This is a genomic window from Frankia sp. EI5c (genome assembly GCF_001636565.1).
Classification (GTDB): Bacteria; Actinomycetota; Actinomycetes; order Frankiales; family Frankiaceae; genus Parafrankia.
In genome coordinates this window covers 36,141-52,899 of the sequence record NZ_LRTK01000022.1, presented here as the reverse complement: position 1 = coordinate 52,899, position 16,759 = coordinate 36,141, and the positions used below count along the sequence as shown (strand labels likewise).

The window sequence follows — 16,759 nt, the reverse complement described above, 5'->3', positions numbered from 1 at the left end:
CCCAGTCTCGCAAGTCTCGCGGCGGGCTCGGTGGTCAGCCGACGAGCGCCGCGGCCGCGCCGGCCAGGCAGCCCAGGGACACCAGGCCGAACACCCCGACCCAGAGGTTCCCCGGCAGGCCGGTGAGGCGGGCCAGCTGGTCGGGGTCGGAGTCCCTCGCCCGCCGACGGCGCCGCTGGTGCTGCACCTCGACGATCGGCCGGATCGCTCCGAGCAGCAGGAACCAGGTGGCGTACGCGGCGAAGCCGGCCTGGACGTCGTCCGCGGCGAACCAGGAGACCCCGAGCACGACGACCGTGCTGACCAGCACGGACACCACCCCGAACGCGTTACGGACGATCACCAGCATGACCAGCAGCAGGGCGACGACGACCTGGAGCAGCAGGCTGACCCGCCCGGTGGCGAGCAGCGCCGAGGCGCCCAGGCCCAGCAGGGACGGCGTCGTGTACCCGGCCGCCACGGTGAGGATCACCCCCGGCCCGGTCGGCCGCCCGGCCGACACCGTCACGCCCGAGGTGTCGGAGTGCAGCCGCACTCCGGAGAGGCGGCGGCCGGCGGCCACCGCGACCAGCGCGTGCCCGCCCTCGTGCGCGATCGTGACCACGTGGCGTGCCTTCGGCCACACCCGGTCGCTGGCGACGGTGAGCAGCGCGGCGATCCCGGTGAGCACCAGGATCCAGTGGGCGGGCGGCGGCTGTGCGCCGAAGCTCCGGCTCAGCAGGTCGGACGTGGCTGCCCCTTTCCTCGTCGCGAGGCCACCGCCGCGAAGTGCCCGAAACCGAGGACCCCGGGCGGCGAACCGTCCCGATAATCCCGCACGTCCCCTCCGCGGCCCAGAGCGAGGACCGGTCCTCAGCTGCGTCCGAGCCGTCACTCTCCCGACATGCACCGGCTTCACCGGCACGGAACCGGTCCGGTGCGATCGATCCCGCCGTCTCGAATGCACGACTCGCGCCGCCCGGTGGCGCACGATGGGTCCGGCTGACAGCGAGCCCGGCTGGCGGGCCAGGCTGACAGGCCCGACGACGCGGCTGGCCGCGGTCGGCGCGGCGACAGGAACCTAGGGACGGGGAGGAATCCGCGCAATGGCGGAATACGTCTATCGGCCGGTCATCCATACGGCGCTCGGGCTCTTCCGCGCGCTGCGCCTGCAGCTGGATGTGCGCGGCGAGGAGAACGTGCCGGCGAGCGGCGGCGCGGTCGTTCTGATCAACCATGTGTCGTACCTGGACTTCGCCCTGGCCGGGGTGCCGTTCTGGTGGTCGCGGCGGCGGATGGTCCGCTTCATGGCCAAGAAGCAGGTCTTCGACCACCGGGTGAGCGGGCCGCTGATGCGCGGCATGCACCACATCCCGGTCGACCGCGCGGCCGGTGCCGGGTCGCTGCGCACGGCCGTGCAGGCCCTGCNGGACGGGGAGCTGATCGNGGTGTTCCCGGAGGCCACGATCAACCCGAGCTACTGTCTGGCGCCGTTCAAGTCGGGCGCCGCCCGGATGGCCGCCGAGGCCGAGGTCCCCGTCATTCCGCTGGTGTTGTGGGGCAGCCAGCGCATCCTGACGAAGGGACGTCCCCGCAACCTGCGCGCGGCGGTCGGGACGCCGGTCTCGATCACCGTGGGGAAGCCGGTGCCGTACACGGAGCTGCAGGACTCCCGGGCGGGCACCGCCCTGCTGGAGATCACGATGGCCGAGATCCTCGACGATGCCCAGCGCCGCTACCCGGCGCCCCCCGCCGGCGAATCACCCTGGTGGCTGCCCGCGCACCTCGGCGGGTCGGCACCCGAGCCACCGGCGCGCCCGGCGCCGTGAGCGCCGGGGTGGGCAGCGTGCCGGCGGCAGCCTGTGGGAGGTTGACGGAGATGACCCGGTGTCGACGGAGATGGCGCGGTGTTGAGATGGCGCGGTTGGTCGCCGGAGTGGAGCGGGCCAGTGAGGGACGACAGGGACGGGACGCTCACGGACGAGGAGTTCGTCGACGCGCTGCCCAAGGTGGAGCTGCACGTCCACCTCGAAGGGTCCATGCTGCCGGGCACGCTGCTGCGGCTTGCCCGGCGGCATGACGTCGGCCATCTGCCGACCGATCTCGACGCCCTGCGCGCCTACTACGAGTTCCGCGACTTCGACCACTTCATCGAGGTCTACCTCGCGGCGGTCCAGGTGCTGCGCGACGAGGACGACTTCCGGCTCCTCGCCCGCGAGACCGCGCTCGGGCTGGCGGAGCAGCGGGTGCGGTACGCCGAGATCACCTTCACCCCGTGGCTGCACGTCCAGCGCGGGGTGGATCCCGAGCTGGTCTTCGCCGGGGTGGAGGCGGGCCGCCTCGACGCCGAGCGGGAGACCGGCATCCGGGTTCGCTGGATCACCGACATTCCCGGCCTGCCCGGGACGGACAACGTGCACTCCGGCGAACGCACCCTGGAGCTGGCCCTCGCCCACGGCGGCGAGGGTGTGATCGCGCTGGGGCTGGGCGGGCCCGAGGTCGGGGTGCCGCGGCCCCAGTTCGGGCCGGTCTTCACGGCGGCCAGGGAGGCCGGCCTGCACTGCATCCCGCACGCGGGGGAGACGACCGGGGCGCGGACCATCTGGGACGCGCTCGAGTTCCTGCACGCCGAGCGGATCGGGCACGGCACCAGCGCCCTCGAGGACCCNGCCCTGGTGGACCACCTGCGCCGGCATCGCATCCCGCTGGAGGTCTCCCCCACCTCCAACCTGCGCACGGGCGCGGTGGCCAGCTACGCGGCGCATCCCCTGCCGGAGATGATCGCCCAGGGTCTGGAGGTGAACCTGAACAGCGACGACCCGCCCATGTTCAACACCACGCTGCGCCAGGAGTACCTGCACGCCCTGCGGTCGTTGCGGCTCACTCGGCAGCAGGTCTTCGACCTGGCCGCCGCGGGGGTCGAGCATTCCTTCCTGCCGGAGCCCGACAAGCAGTCACTGCGGGCCGAGTTCGCCACCGCCGCCGCGGATCTCGGCGTCGAGGCGCCGGTCGGGGTTCCGTCGGCTCCGGTCTCGGAACCGCGGGGCTGAGCGCCGGGCTTCGCCCGGACCGGCGGGGCCGGCGCGACCGGCAGACGGCAGCTCCGGCGCGACCCCGTCAGCCGGCGCCGCGGATGAATGGTTTACCCAGGTCACGAGGTGCGGACCGGGTGTCGCCCAGCATCACCCAGGCGATCAGCGCCAGCAGGAAGGGCGCCATCAGGAACAGCGAGGACGGGATGTTCTCGAATTCGGCCTGGCCTCGGTACTGCAGAGCGTCGAGGGCGCCGAAGGCGACCGCCCCGACCACCACCCGCCACGGGATCCAGCGGGCGAAGATGGTCAGCGCCAGCGCCAGGAACCCGCGTCCGGCCGCCATGTTGTCGACGAAGACCCCGCCGGACTGCACCAGCGCCAGGATCGCGCCGGCCAGGCCGGCGGTCGCCCCGCCGAACGCGAGCGCCGCGGCCCGCACCCGCAGCACCGGCACGCCGTGGGCGTCCGCGGCCGCCGCACCGTCGCCGACCGCGCGGATCAGCAGGCCGGCCCGGGTACCGGCGAGCGCCCACGCCACCACCGGCAGGACCAGGTACGACAGGTAGACGAGCGGGCTCTGGTCGAACAGCACGGGCCCGAGGAACGGGATCGACGCCAGACCGGGAATCCGCAGATCGTCGAGGACGCCGAGGTCGGCCGCGGTCATCCCGGAGCCGAACCACTCCCGCCGCAGCAGGCTGGTCACGCCGATCGCGGCCAGGTTGAACCCGATTCCGATGACGACCTGGTCGGCGCGCGCCCAGCCCACCGCGACCGCGTAGCCGAGACCGACGAGCGCACCGACCGCCACGGCGACGACCAGCCCGACGACGGCCCCACCGCACCGGATCGTCGCGGCGACCCCGGCGAAAGCCCCGACCAACATCATGCCCTCAAGGCCGACGTTGAACATCCCGGCCCGCTGCACGACCGTCTCGCCGAGCGCGGCGAGCAGCAGCGGCGCGGCGAGCGCGAGCGCGCTCGACCAGAAGAAGACCGTGAAGATGGTGTCGATCATGCCGCGTTCCTCCCACCGCGCAGCAGTGCCGCCCCGCCGGCGCAGGCCAGCAGGAGGATCGGGAGCGCCTCCACCACGTAGGCGAGGGACGCCGTGATCCCGGTGAGCTGCTGCAGCTGGGTCGCCGTGCTGAAGATGCCGCCGAAGACGAGCGAGATGACGAGCGCCCGCCCCGGGCGCAGCCCGGCCAGGAACGCGATCGCCAGCCCCTCGAAGCCGAAGTTGCTGGAGAAGCCCTGGATGAGCCGGAACTGGACCCCGAGCACGTCCGACGCCCCGGCGAGCCCGGCGATCGCGCCGGAGACCGCCATCGCGATCAGCACCGTGCGCGTGATCGACACCCCGTGGTAGCGGCTGGCCAGCGGGTTGTGCCCGACGGCCCGCAGCCGCAGTCCGGTCGTCGTGCGGTTCACCAGCACGGCGACCACGACGGCGAGCACCAGCGCGAGCAGGAAGCCCAGGTGCAGCCGGGTCCCGAACAGCTGCGGAAGCTCGGCGGACGAGCTGATCCGTTCCGACTGGTTGAAGGACGTCTTCTCGGCCTTCATCGGGCCCTGCACCAGGAACTGCACGAAGTATGTGGCGATGAAGTTCATCAGCAGGGTGACGACGATCTCGTCGGCCCCCCGCCAGATCTTCAGCACCGCCGCGATCGCCGCCCACACCGCCCCGAACATCGCCGCCACCAGTAGCGCGGCCACCAGGTGCAGGCCGCCGGGCAACACGTTCGCCAGGTAGACCCCGCCGACGGCCGCGCCGACCGCGCCGAGCTGCAGCTGCCCCTCACCGCCGAGGTTGAACTGGCCGCCGCGCAGCGCCACGATAGCGCCGAGCGCGACCAGCAGCCGGGGCGTCGCGTAGACCATGGTGTCGACGGCGCCCTGCTGGGTTCCGATGGTCGAGTCCACCGCCACCTGCGCGGCGAAGACCGGGTCCTCGCCGAGCGCGGCCACCAGGAGCAGCGCGCACAGGGCGCTCACCGCGAACGCGGCCACCAGGGTGGCGGCCGGCCGGTCGAGAACGGCCAGAGCCAGCCTGGCCGCCCGGCCCACCGCGCCGCCGGCGGCAGCGGCAGCGGGCCGGCGAGCGTCGGCCGGACCGGCGGCGCCCGCGGGATCGGCTGGATCGGCTGGATCGGCTGGACTGGCGGCACCCGCGGGATCGGCGGCATCGGTGGGCAGGGTGGTGGGCGTGGGCCCGGACATCTGCGCGCTCAGCGTCCTGTTCCTTTCTGGGCGGGGAGCGGCTCGTCGCCGAGCATCAGCGCGCCGATCCGTTCGACGCTCGCCTCGGCGCGGTCGAGGTCGCCGACGACCTTTCCGTCGAACATCACCGCGATCCGGTCGCCGACGGCCCGCACCTCGTCCAGGTCACTGCTGACGAACAGGACCGCCGCCCCGTCGTCGCGGGCGCGCCGGATCCGGTCGAGCACAGCCGCGGCCGCACCGGCGTCGAGACCCCGGGTCGCCTGACTGACGACCAGCACCCGCGGCCCCGCGCCGAGCACCCGGGCGAGCACGACCTTCTGCTGGTTTCCACCGGAGAGCTGACGGACCGGCACCCGCGCGGACGGTGCCCGCACGCCGTGGGCCTCGACGGCGCTCGTCCCGTGCGCGTGGATCAGCCGGCGGCGCAGGAAACCCGCCTTGCTGACCGGCGCGAGCCGGTCGAGGACGAGGTTCTCCGCGATGGTCAGGTCGAGGACGAGTCCCTCCCGGTGCCGGTCCTCCGGGACGACGCCGACGGCGCTGTCCCGGCGGCCGCCGCGGCTGGTGACGTCGACCGGGCGGCCTTCGACGGTGACCTCGCCGCCGGCCGCCCGCCGGATGCCGGCGAGCACCTCGACGAGTTCGTGCTGGCCGTTGCCCTCGACCCCGGCCAGCGCGACGATCTCGCCGCCGCGGACTTGCAGGTGCACCCCGCGCAGCCCCGTCGACCCCGGTTCACTCACAACCCGCAGGTCACGGACGTCCAGCAGCACCTCGCCGGGCGGGCCGGCGGGCGGCGGTGCCGGCGCGGGGCGCGCGGAGTCACCGACGACGAGGCCGAGAGTCCGCGCCGGTGTGGTGGCGGCGACCGCGGCGGTGTCGAGCAGCCGGCCGCGGCGCAGCACCGAGATCTCGTCGCTGACGGCGAACACCTCGCTCATCCGGTGGGTGATGAGGACGACCGCGTGGCCGGCGTCCCTGATCCGGCGCAGCAGCGCGAACAGGCCGTCGATCTCGGCGGGCGCGAGCACCGTCGTCGGCTCGTCGAGGACCAGCAGCCGGGCGTCCCGATGCAGCGCGGTGAGGATCTCGACCCGCTGGCGGGCACCGAGGGAGAGATCGCCGATCCGGTCGTCGGGCCGGACCGCGAGCCCGAGCCGCTCGGAAAGCTCGCTTACCTGGCGGGCGGCGGTCGCGAGGTCGAGCCGGCGGCCGATCGCGCGGTGCGAGGCGAGCAGCAGAGTCTCGGTCACCGTGAAGGACGGCACCAGTTTCAGGTGCTGATGCACCATCGCGATCCCGGCGCCGATCGCGTCACCGGGGCCGCGGACGGCCACCTGCCGGCCGTCGACGTGCACCGTCCCGGCGTCGGCCCGGTGCACCCCGAAGACCAGGTTCATCAGTGTGCTCTTGCCGGCGCCGTTCTCGCCGAGCAGCGCGTGCACCGTGCCGGGGCGCACGGCGAGGCTGACGTCGTCGACGGCGAGCACCGGGCCGAACCGCTTCGTCAGGTTCCGCAGTTCCAGCCGAGGCGGTGTCGGTGGTGCCGGCGGCGGACCACCCGCCGGGACGGCGCCGGCCACGCTGCCGGTCGCCGCCACGGCTGGAGCCGTGCTGTCGGGGTCGCCGACCGTCACCGGCTCGCCAGGGTGATCTTGCCCGCCGCCAGGTCCTCGATGAGCTGCTTGGCCTTGGCCTCGATCCCGGCGTCCACGTTCCTGAAGGGCGCGAAGGAGATCGCGCCGGTGGCCGCGTTCATGTCGGTGACCTTGCCGCCGAGCGTCCCGTCGGTGAGCTGCTGGCCCATCTCGTCGAAGGCCGTCATCATGTCGACCAGCCCGCTGGAGACGATGGCCTTCGGGTGCTTGGGGTTCTCGTCGATGTACTCGCCCATGGTGAGCAGGCCGGCGTCGGCCGCCGCCTGCTGGACGCCCTGGCCGGCGAGGTCGGCCATCGGGACGAGCACGTCGGCGCCCGCGTCGATGGCCTGCAGGCCGACCTGCTTGGCCTTGGCCACATCCTGGTAGCTGCCGATCCAGGCGGTCTGCACGTTGATGTTCGGGTTGACGTACTTCGCGCCGTCGGTGGCGTAGGCGACGGAGCGCTCGCTGGACGGGATCTTCTCGCCGCCGATGATCGCGATCTGGCCGGTCTTCGAGGCGAGCGCGGCGACCGCGCCCTGCAGGAAGCCGTACTCGTCCCAGTTGACCGACCAGGCCGAGTAGTTCTTCAGGCCGTAGGTCTCGGTCTCGTAGGAGAACAGCGCGAACTGGGTGTCGGGGAAGTCGGGCGCGACCTCCTGGATGGCCGCGGAGTAGCCGGACGAGTGGCTGACCACCAGGTCGTACTTCTTGGTGCCGTAGTCGCGCAGCAGTGACGGGGCCTTCTCGTAGCTGGCCTGCTCGACGTAGGTGCAGTCGAAGTCGTACTTCTCGCACATCGCGTCGAACGCCTCGTAGCCGGCGATGTCCCAGTTGGCCTGGTCGACGAACGCGGTGAACAGCCNGGCGACCTTCGGCCGGCCGGAGCTGTCGCCGTCGCCGGAGGAGGCGGAGTCAGAGGTGCCGCAGGCGGCGACCGCGGCGACCAGCGCGACCGCGGTGAATGGAACGGCGAGACGCTTCAGGCGCTTCATGTGACCTCTTCGACGGGTGGCCCGCGCACAGGCAGGCGAGTTCGACGCGCGGTGCGGACGGGCACGCAGCGGACGGCGGAGGGCGAGTGCCGGCGACAGCGGCAGGGCGCACCGCTGGGCGGCGTCAGATCTGAGATCTCAGATATGACTTCCAAGATGAAAGCGTCGATCCGTTACGCCACAAGTGGCCCCAGATGTCCATCTTGTTAAGAATCCCCTGGTAGGGGGCCTATAACGGGCGGCGAGGCGGGGTCGGCCACAGTCGGCGGGATCTGAGATCTGAGGTCGGACGTCCGCATCCCGCCGCGACCCGATCGACGCGATCTCAACTACTCCGAGTAGTCAACCCGTCGTCGGCCGAACATCAGCGCATCGTGACCAGGCGTACACGCCGCAACCCGGGAACCAATCACACCTTCTCGGTTGAGATTGTCGTAAGACCGTCTTACCTGGTAGAAACGCCGCCGTGACCAGACGATCCGGCGGGCTCGCCGTGGGCGCGACGGCCCCCACCGCCGGCCGTGGCCGCGCGAGGGGTTCACCACGGCAGCGGAGCCGACTCGGACCCGGCCGGATCGTCACCGTCCGAAGCGTCACACCAGCGACACACGACGACCTTGACCCCCTGCGGGCAAGCGGTTCGATGCCGGACAAGTGAGATCTAATCTCAGATCTCGTGATAGCGACGAGTAAGGGCATAGTCGACCGTTTCGCGATCCGGAGGACACCGCGACACCCGCGCGGCGGCGCCGGCACGGTCGCCCACCGGCGCTGGCCCGTCAGCTCGGCCTCCGGCCGGCGGTTGCCGACCGCGAGTCCCCACACCCATGCACACCCCAGACGGGGGAAACGGAGAAACCGGTGAGCAGTAGATCCTGGGCCGCGCGGATGGCCGTGGGCCTTTCCGCCGTGATCGCCCTGGCCGCGTGCTCGACGAGCACCGAATCCACGACCGAGGAGGCGGCCGCGCCGGCCGGCGACGGCAAGGCGATCACGATCGGGGTCGAGCTGCCACTGTCCGGCCCGACCGCGGCGTCCGCGGAGCATCTGCGCAAGGGCTTCGAACTGACCGCCGCCGAGATCAACGAGGCCGGCGGGGTCAACGGCTCGCCGATCAGGCTCGACATCCAGGACGACGCCGCCGACCCCACCACCGGCGTCGCGCTCGTCGACCGGTTCGCGCAGAACGGCGCGGTCGCCATCGTCGGCACCTACAACTCGGCGGTCGTGCTGGCGCAGTCGGAGGCCATCGCCGCCGCGAAGATCCCGCAGCTCGTCTACGCGATCAGCTCGGCCATCACCGAGAAGAAGAACCCGTACACCTTCCAGACCGGCCCGACCGACGTCGGCCTGATCACCGGCATCGTCGAGCGGATGAAGAGCAAGGGGCTGTCGAAGCCGGCGATCCTCACCGACACCACCTCGTTCGGCGCCTCGGCGAAGCCGGTGCTGGAGAAGTACCTGTCCGCGGACGGCATCACCCCGGCGCTCAACGACACCTTCGCCGCGGACGCCGCCGACCTGTCGGCGGTGCTGCTGAAGGCGAAGAACTCCGGCGCCGACTCCGTCGTCGCCTGGACCACCGGCCCCGCGTACGCGACGCTGGCCACCGGCGCCCAGCAGGTCGGCCTCACGCTGCCGATCTTCGGCAACGGCTCCACCGCCGAGCCGTCCGTGGCGCGGCTGGCCGGGTCCGCCGCCGACGTCCTCTACTTCCAGGACTCGATCGACGACGGCAAGCCGGCGGTCAAGGAGACCGCCGCGCGCTGGGCCAAGGAGTTCCCCGACGGCGTCCCCAGCGAGGCCTACGCCGCGCACGACATGCTCACCGCCGTCGCGGGCGCGCTCGCCGAGTCCGGGCCGGACCGGGTGAAGCTGCGGGACGCGCTCGAGTCCTACCAGAGCACCGAGCTGCTCACCGGCCGGGCCGGCAGCAGCTGGGCGTTCAGCGCCGACAACCACGTCGGCCTCGTCGGCGGCAACCTGGTCTGGCTGACGTACGACGGGGGCCAGGCCGTCCCGGCGGACGGCTCCTGAGCCGCTGACATGGACCAGCTCGCCTACTACCTGGTCATCGGGCTGGGCATCGGTGCGATCTACGCCCTCAGCGGGCTCGGGATCGCCACCCTGTTCACCGGCTCCGGCCTGGCCAACTTCGCGCACGGTGACCTGATGGTGCTCGGCGCGCTGGTCGCCGCGTCGACGGCCAGCGCGGGCCACGGATACCTGCCCGCGCTGGCCGCCGCGGTCGTCGTCACCGGTGCCGTCGGTGCCGTCCTCGGGATGCTCTTCGCCATCCCGCTGCGGCACCGGCGCGCCGACATCGACGTCGTCCTGATCGGCACCCTCGGGGTCGCGATCACGATGACGAACCTGTTCGGGAACTGGTTCGGCCGCCGCCACCAGCGGGTCGACAGCCCGGTGGCGGGTGAGTTCCTGCCGATCGGGGACCTGCGGGTGCCGCTGCACTACCTGCTGCTGATCGGCGGCGCCGTGCTGGTCTTCGGCGCGGTGCACTGGCTGCACCGGCGTACCGACGTCGGCCTGCAGCTGCGCGCGGTGGCCAGCTCGCTGCCGGCCGCCCGCGACGCCGGGGTCCGGGTCGGCCGGATGCTGATGATCTCCTGGACCGTCGCCGCGCTGGTGGCCGGTGTCGCCGGGGTGCTGGTGGCCGGCGTGCTGCCGATCACGCCGGAATCCGCGCTCCCGCTGGGCCTGAACGGCTTCGCCGCGGCGATCGTCGGCGGGCTCGCGAACCCGCTCGGAGCGATCATCGGGGGCCTGGTCATCGGTGTCGCCGAGACCTTCGCCGGCGGCTACCTCAACGACACCATCCGGGCGAGCATCGCACCCCTGGTGCTGCTCGGCGTGCTGCTGCTGCGCCCCCAGGGGCTGCTCGGCCCGGCGCGGGCGGTGCGGGCCGGATGAGCGCACCCGCGACCGCCGGGACCACCGGCCCGGCCCCGGAACCGACACCAGCACCAGCACCGACAGCGATCGGGCCGCTCGCCGGCCGTTCCCGCACCGCCAGCCACGTCGTGCCGGCCCGGCACTGGCGCTGGACCCAGCCGGCGCTGGTGCTCACGCTCGGCGCCGTGGTGCTGTGGGGGGTCCGGCCCGGGCCCTTCGACCTGCGGGTCTGGACGCTCGTCGTCGCCTACGCCGTCGGCGCGGTCGGCTTCAACGTACTGATCGGTTACGCCGGGGCGCTCTCGATCGGCAACGCGGTGTTCCTCGCGATCGGCGGTTACGCCTGGGCGAAGCTCGCCGTACCGGCCGGGCCGGCGGTCGCGCTGCTCACCGGGATCGCGCTGGCCGCCGGGTCGGCGCTGCTGCTCGGCCTGCTGCTCCTGCGGCTGCGCACCTTCTACTTCGCGATCGGGACGCTCGCCCTCGGCACCCTCGGCACCGTGGTGACGCGCAACTGGACGTCGATGACGAACGGTGACGCCGGGCTGGTGAACGTCGGCTATCTCAAGCTGTTCGGCCAGTCCGGGGTGGCGTCCATCTTCGCCACCGGCGTCGTCGCGCTCGCGTTCTTCTGCTACCTGCAGGAGGCGCTGCGGACGTCGCCGTGGGGGCTGGCGATGGCGGTCTCCCGGTACGACCCGCCGGCCGCGCAGGCACTCGGAGTGAGCGTCTCCCGGGCGCGGGTCACCGCGTTCGTGTTCAGCGGGATCACCGCCGCCGTCGCCGGCGCGCTGATCGCCCAGCTCGCCGGCGGCGCGTTCCCCGACCAGTTCGGCCCCACCCAGTCGACGAGCCTGTTGATCATCCCGATCCTCGGCGGGCGCGGCTGGCGGTGGGCCCCGATCGTCGGGGCGATGATCGTCATCGCGCTGCCGGAGCACCTGCGGTTCCTGGACGACTACCGGCTGGTGGTCTACGGCGTCGCGGTCACCGCCGTCGCGCTGTTCCTGCCCGGCGGCGTCCACCAGATCGCGCAGTGGGTCACCCAGGCAGTACGGAACCGAGCCGGGACGACGCGAGCTGGGACGAGGCGGGCCNATGGCTGAGGACGGAGTCACGGAGCTGGCGGCGCGGGCCGTCTCGGTGTCGTTCGGGGCCCTGCGGGCGGTGGACGGGATGTCGCTGCGGGTCGGCCCGGGCGAATGCGTCGGGCTGATCGGGCCGAACGGGGCCGGCAAGAGCACCCTGCTCAACGTCCTGAGCGGGTTCCAGCGGCCGTCGGTGGGCGAGGTGACGCTCGCCGTGGGCGGCACGGACCACCGGCTCACCGGCGCACCGGTGACCACGCGGGCGCGGCTCGGGGTGGCGCGCGTCTTCCAGACACCCAGGCTGGTTCCGGAACTCAGCGCGGTGGAGAACGTGGAGCTGGGGATGGCCGCGGCCGCCGGGTTCGGCGGCGTCCTGGAGGCCCTCGGGCTGCCGGGCGGGCGCCGTGGGGCCCGCCGCCGCCGCGCGCACGCGCTCGGGGCGCTGGAGCGGGTCGGGCTGCGCGAGATCGCCCCGGTCCGTTCGTCGGAGCTGTCCATCGGCCAGCAACGCCTGGTGGAGCTCGCCCGGGCGGTCGCCTCGGACGCCCGGGTGCTGCTGCTGGACGAGCCGTTCGCCGGGCTGTCCCGGCCGGCCCGCGCCGTCGTCGCCGACCTGGTCGGCGTGCTGCGCGACGCCGGTGCGGGTGTCCTGCTCGTCGAGCACGATCTCGCCCAGGTGCGCCGGCTCGCCGACCGGCTGGTGGTGATGGACCGCGGGACGCTGGTGGCGGCCGGCCCGGTCGCCGAGACGCTGGCGGACCCGGAGGTGGTCCGGCGCTACATCGGCGACATCGAACTCGACGTCGGCGGCGGCCTCGGTGGGACGGCGGTCACCAGCACGGCGGTCACCAGCACGGCGGTCGCCAGCACGGCGGGTGGCGATGACGGCGGGCCGGTCGCGCTGGAGGCCCGCGACCTCAGCGTCTTCTACGGCTCGATCCCGGCCACCGAGGGGGTGGCGCTGCGGGTCGCGGCCGGCGGCGGGCTCGCGCTGATCGGGCCGAACGGCGCGGGCAAGTCGACCGTGCTGCGCGGTATCGCCGGCCTGCTGCCCGCCACCGGTGAGGTCCGGCTCGGCGGGGCACGCCTCGACGGCCTGGACNCCCCGCGCCGGTTCGCGCGCGGGCTCGGTTTCGTGCCGCAGTCGCTGACCGCCGTCGTCGACCTGACCGTCGGCGAGAACCTGCGACTGTCCTGGCTGACCGGCAGCCGCTCCGCCAGCCACGCCGAGTCGCTGGAACGGGTCCGCGAGCTGTTCCCGGAGATCGTCGGACGGCTGCGTGACCCGGCCGGGTCACTGTCCGGCGGGCAGCGGCAGATGCTCGCGATCGGCCGGGCGCTGATGGCCGGGCCGAGCGTGCTGCTGCTCGACGAGCCCTCCGCCGGGCTCGCCCCGGCGCTGGTCGCCCCGCTCGCCGACGCGCTCGTCCGGCTGCGGGCGGCCGGGATCGCGATCGTCCTGGTCGAGCACAACCTGGGGCTGGTCCGGGCCGCGTGCTCCGACATCCAGGCGCTGCGCGCCGGCCGGCCGAGCTGGCACGGGCCCACCGAGCGGTTCGACGACGCCGTCGCCCAGCGGGTCTTCCTCGGCGGCGACGACCCATCACCCGAGATCACGGAAGGACGGGCCGTCCAATGAGACGCAGGATCATGCTCAACGGGTTCAAGGCCGCCACGATCGGCCACACGGCGGTGGGCCTGTGGACCCACCCGGCGAACCGGGTCCGGGAGTACGGCACCCTGCAGTACTGGATGGACACCGCCCGCACCCTGGAACGCGGCCTGTTCGACGGGCTGTTCATCGCCGACAGCCAGGGCATCGTGGACGTCTACCAGGACTCGACGGACGTCACCCTGCGGGAGGCGATCGGCGTCCCGGTGATCGACCCGATGCTGCTCGTCTCGGCGATGGCGACGGCGACCGAGCACCTGGGTTTCGCCGTCACCGCCTCCACCACCTACGAGAAGCCGTTCGACCTGGCCCGCAAGTTCGCCACCCTGGACCTGGTGACGAACGGCCGGGTGGGCTGGAACATCGTCACCTCGTCGTCGCGCAGTGAGGCGGCGAACTTCAGCCTCCAGAAGATGATCCCGCACGACGAGCGGTACACCATGGCCGACGAGTTCATGGAGGTCGTCTACAAGCTGTGGGAGCACAGCTGGGACGACGACGCGTTCGTCTTCGACCGGGAGCGCCGGGTCGCGGTGGACCCGGCGAAGGTGCGCCGGATCGAGCACCACGGCACCTACTACGACGTCCCCGGCTGCTTCATCAGCGAGCCGACCCGCCAGCGCACGCCGACCCTGTTCCAGGCGGGCAGCTCCAGCGCCGGGCGGGCGTTCGCGGCCCGGCACGCCGAGGGCGTGTTCATCTCCGTGCCGCGCCCGGACATGGCCGCCGGGTATGTGACGAAGCTGCGCGCCGAGGCCGCCGCCGCCGGCCGGCTGCCGGACAGTCTCAAGGTGTTCCCGCTGACCACCGTCGTCACCGCCGCCACCGACGAGGAGGCGTGGGCGAAGTACCGGGACTACAAGAGCCACCAGGCGCTGGAGGGCAACCTGGCCCGGTTCAGCGGTCTCACCCACGTCGACATGTCGAAGCTCGACCCGGACGAGCCGCTGCGCTACGTCGACAACGACGGCATCCGCGGCTCGCTGGAGGTCTTCACCAAGGCCGACCCCACCCGCGAATGGACGCCGCGTCAGATCGCCGACTTCCTGAGCGTGTCCACCATGGGCGCGCTCGTCGTCGGCTCCCCGGCCACCGTCGCCGACCAGCTGGAGCGGTGGGTGGAGGAGGCCGACGTGGACGGCTTCAACATCGCCGACACCCTGGCCGGGACGACCTTCCCGGACTTCGTCGACCTCGTCGTGCCGGAGCTGCAGCGGCGCGGGCGGATGTGGACCGAGTACGAGGGGGAGACCCTGCGCGAGCACTTCTACGGCGCCGGCAGCGCCCGGACCCGCCCCGACCACCCGGCCACCGGCCACCGCCGTGGCTGAGCCGACCGGCACGGAGGCGTTCGGGCCGACCGTGACGGTCGGCTGGCTCGCCGCCCACCTCGGCGAGGACGGCCTCGTCATCCTCGACGCGACGCTGTTCCTCGGCGACCGCACCGAGACGGAGCTCTTCCCCGTTCGTCCCGGGCTGCCGGCCTGGCGGCGGGCCCGGATCCCCGGTTCCCGGCATGTCGCGTTGGAGAGCGACCTGTCGGACCCGGCGGCGAGCTACCACTTCTCCGTCGCCGACGACGCCCGGCTGGCCGCGGCGCTCACCGCCGCCGGCGTCACCGACGGCGCCCGGATCGTCTGCTACGACGCGGCCGGCGGGATGTGGGCCGCGCGGCTGTGGTGGACGCTGCGCGACCTGGGCCTGCCGGTCGCGGTGCTGATCGGCGGGTTCGAGGCGTGGACGGCCGCGGGCGCGCCGGTCGCGACCGGTGACCCGGGCCGACCCGAGGAGCCCGCCGGCTCAGCCGGCTCAGCCGGGCCGCCGCCCCGGCTGCGGCCCGGCCGGTCCGGCTGGGTGGGCCGGGCCGAGGTCATCGAGATCATGCACGGGGAGCGGCCCGGCACGCTGGTGTGCGCGCTCGGGGCCGACCAGTTCGCCGGCCGCGGGCCCACCCGCTACGACCGGCCCGGGCACATCCCGGGCAGCCGAAACGTTCCCGCCGGGTCGCCCGCGGAGCTCGCCGAGGCCGTCCTCGGCCCGGACCGCGACCAGCCGCTGGTGCTCTACTGCGGCGCGGGCATCTCCGCCTCCGCGCTCGCCCTCGACCTGGTCACGGCCGGGTACCGCGACCTGCGGATCTACGACGGTTCGCTGGAGGACTGGACGTCCTCACCCGAGCTGCCGCTGGCGACTGGCGACGCGCCCTGAGGCGGCGGCGGGGCCTCGTACTCCTCGCGGCGCGCGGCCGACAGCAACCGGGCGTCCGGGTCGGCCGCGCCCTCGTTCGAGCCGCCGGCCCGCGCGCCGGTCAGGGTCATCCGAGGTCGGGCCAGTGCTCGGTGGTGTAGGCCATGTCCCAGAAGGCGCGCTCGAAGCGGGCCGCGGTCAGGAAGATCTGGGCGAGCCGCTCCCGGTCGGGCCGGTCGGCGCGCTCCCCCAGCGCGTTCATGAAGGCGATCAGCTCGGCCTCGTAGCGGGCGGCGTCCGCCGACGCCCAGAACCGGATCCAGGAGCCGTAGACCGGGTGGTCGACCGACTCCGGGCCCAGCCGGCGGCCGATCTCGCCGTAGGACCAGGCGCACGGCAGCAGCGCGGTGAAGATCTCGGTGGGGCCGAACCGGGCCGCGATCATCGCCAGGTAGGAGACGTACGCCTGGGCGGCCGGCGCCAGCACACCGGAGTGCGCCGACGGGCCGGCGCCCTGCCGCTCGACGAGATCGCGCAGCCGCAGGTTCTGCGGGATCTCGGTGTCGACGATGTTGGTCAGCGCCGAGGTGAACCGGCGCAGCTCCGCGTCGTCGCGGGCGGCGGCCGCGCCGGCGGCCAGCACCCGGGCGTACTCCGGCAGGTAGAGCAGGTTCTGGTCGATGTAGAAGCGGAACGTGGCCGGCGGCAGCGTGCCGGCGGCCATCTCGGCCGGGAACGGGTGCTCGAGGAGGGTCGCCCACACGCTCTCCGCGCGGCCGCGCAGGAACGCCGCGAGCGGTTCGCCCGGTGAACCGCTCGCGGCGGTCAGGTCACTCGGGGCGGTCACGCGAGCCCCATCCAGACCGACTTCGTCTGCAGGTAGGCGTCGAGCGCCTCGATGCCGTGCTCCTTGCCGTAGCCGCTGGCACGGAAGCCGCCGAAGGGCACGGCGACGTCGAACCAGCCGTACAGGTTCACCCACACCGTGCCGGCGCGGATCTCGTCGCTCATCCGGTGGGCGCGCCCG

General features: G+C 73.1%; 12 protein-coding genes and 6 pseudogenes. 11 read left to right on the top strand and 7 right to left on the bottom strand.

The genetic code is table 11. The annotated features are described in order from the left end of the window. Positions 1–34 precede the first annotated feature (34 nt). Positions 35–718, bottom strand: coding sequence for a M50 family metallopeptidase (locus UG55_RS12755; RefSeq protein ID WP_066067705.1), 684 nt, complete (start codon positions 716–718; stop codon positions 35–37). A gap of 367 nt (positions 719–1,085) precedes the next feature. On the opposite strand from UG55_RS12755, the pseudogene UG55_RS36300 reads away from it, so the two are divergent. The 4 genes and pseudogenes from UG55_RS36300 to UG55_RS36285 all read left to right on the top strand — a co-directional run. Further along, positions 1,086–1,407, top strand: a pseudogene (locus UG55_RS36300) (lysophospholipid acyltransferase family protein); the annotation flags it as partial. 19 nt (positions 1,408–1,426) lie between these two features. Beyond that, on the top strand, positions 1,427–1,808 hold a 382-nt coding region (locus UG55_RS36290; RefSeq protein WP_242424252.1), incomplete at its 5' end, for a 1-acyl-sn-glycerol-3-phosphate acyltransferase. A 120-nt stretch (positions 1,809–1,928) separates the two neighbouring features. After that, a pseudogene (locus tag UG55_RS12745) lies at positions 1,929–2,647 on the top strand (adenosine deaminase); the annotation flags it as partial. A 1-nt stretch (position 2,648) separates the two neighbouring features. Then, positions 2,649–3,029 (top strand): annotated as a pseudogene (locus tag UG55_RS36285) (adenosine deaminase); the annotation flags it as partial. A gap of 67 nt (positions 3,030–3,096) precedes the next feature. On the opposite strand, the gene UG55_RS12740 reads toward UG55_RS36285, so the two are convergent. The 4 genes from UG55_RS12740 to UG55_RS47125 are packed head-to-tail and all read right to left on the bottom strand — an operon-like array spanning position 3,097 to position 7,743. Beyond that, entirely contained in the window at positions 3,097–4,032 is a 936-nt protein-coding gene (locus UG55_RS12740) for an ABC transporter permease (RefSeq protein ID WP_066067449.1), read from the bottom strand. Further along, entirely contained in the window at positions 4,029–5,237 is a 1,209-nt protein-coding gene (locus UG55_RS12735; RefSeq protein ID WP_083986731.1) for an ABC transporter permease, read from the bottom strand. Before UG55_RS12735 ends, UG55_RS12740 begins: the two co-directional genes overlap by 4 nt. Positions 5,238–5,245: 8 nt before the next feature. Then, on the bottom strand, positions 5,246–6,877 hold the full coding sequence (locus UG55_RS12730) for an ABC transporter ATP-binding protein (protein ID WP_083986730.1): 1,632 nt from the start codon (positions 6,875–6,877) through the stop codon (positions 5,246–5,248). Further along, positions 6,874–7,743 carry a BMP family protein gene (locus UG55_RS47125; RefSeq protein WP_396230884.1) on the bottom strand — a complete coding sequence of 290 codons (870 nt, stop codon included), beginning with the start codon at positions 7,741–7,743 and terminating at the stop codon, positions 6,874–6,876. The genes UG55_RS12730 and UG55_RS47125 overlap by 4 nt, the downstream gene beginning before the upstream one ends. Positions 7,744–8,736: 993 nt before the next feature. Here UG55_RS47125 and UG55_RS12720 point away from each other — a divergent pair. From UG55_RS12720 to UG55_RS12695, 7 genes and pseudogenes are all read left to right on the top strand, one after another. Further along, positions 8,737–9,912 (top strand): ABC transporter substrate-binding protein, encoded by a 1,176-nt coding sequence (locus UG55_RS12720; RefSeq protein ID WP_128422963.1) that lies wholly within the window; start codon positions 8,737–8,739, stop codon positions 9,910–9,912. Between the two features lie 9 nt (positions 9,913–9,921). Beyond that, positions 9,922–10,803, top strand: a complete 882-nt coding sequence (locus UG55_RS12715; protein WP_066067441.1) for a branched-chain amino acid ABC transporter permease — start codon at positions 9,922–9,924, stop codon at positions 10,801–10,803. Beyond that, a pseudogene (locus UG55_RS47120) lies at positions 10,800–11,882 on the top strand (branched-chain amino acid ABC transporter permease); the annotation flags it as partial. The gene UG55_RS12715 and the pseudogene UG55_RS47120, both read left to right, overlap by 4 nt. Before the next feature lies 1 nt (position 11,883). Beyond that, positions 11,884–12,975 (top strand): annotated as a pseudogene (locus UG55_RS47115) (ATP-binding cassette domain-containing protein); the annotation flags it as partial. 1 nt (position 12,976) lies between these two features. Then, positions 12,977–13,512, top strand: a 536-nt coding sequence (locus tag UG55_RS47110) for an ATP-binding cassette domain-containing protein (protein WP_396230883.1), incomplete at its 5' end; no start/stop codon positions are given. Further along, positions 13,509–14,876 carry an LLM class flavin-dependent oxidoreductase gene (locus tag UG55_RS12700; RefSeq protein WP_066067432.1) on the top strand — a complete coding sequence of 456 codons (1,368 nt, stop codon included), beginning with the start codon at positions 13,509–13,511 and terminating at the stop codon, positions 14,874–14,876. The genes UG55_RS47110 and UG55_RS12700, both read left to right, overlap by 4 nt. After that, positions 14,869–15,753, top strand: coding sequence for a sulfurtransferase (locus UG55_RS12695; RefSeq protein ID WP_083986729.1), 885 nt, complete (start codon positions 14,869–14,871; stop codon positions 15,751–15,753). The genes UG55_RS12700 and UG55_RS12695 overlap by 8 nt, the downstream gene beginning before the upstream one ends. Before the next feature lie 106 nt (positions 15,754–15,859). On the opposite strand, the gene tenA is transcribed toward UG55_RS12695, so the two are convergent. Continuing rightward, on the bottom strand, positions 15,860–16,579 hold the full coding sequence (gene tenA, locus UG55_RS12690; RefSeq protein WP_066067426.1) for a thiaminase II: 720 nt from the start codon (positions 16,577–16,579) through the stop codon (positions 15,860–15,862). After that, positions 16,576–16,759, bottom strand: a pseudogene (locus UG55_RS36280) (aldehyde dehydrogenase family protein); the annotation flags it as partial. The gene tenA and the pseudogene UG55_RS36280, both read right to left, overlap by 4 nt.

What these genes read in the sequence shown, in the direction of transcription:
- UG55_RS12740 (WP_066067449.1), bottom strand. Translation starts at nt 4,032, where the DNA reads ATGATCGACACCATCTTCACGGTCTTCTTCTGGTCGAGCGCGCTCGCG.
- UG55_RS12735 (WP_083986731.1), bottom strand. Translation starts at nt 5,237, where the DNA reads ATGTCCGGGCCCACGCCCACCACCCTGCCCACCGATGCCGCCGATCCC.
- UG55_RS12715 (WP_066067441.1), top strand. Translation starts at nt 9,922, where the DNA reads ATGGACCAGCTCGCCTACTACCTGGTCATCGGGCTGGGCATCGGTGCG.
- UG55_RS12700 (WP_066067432.1), top strand. Translation starts at nt 13,509, where the DNA reads ATGAGACGCAGGATCATGCTCAACGGGTTCAAGGCCGCCACGATCGGC.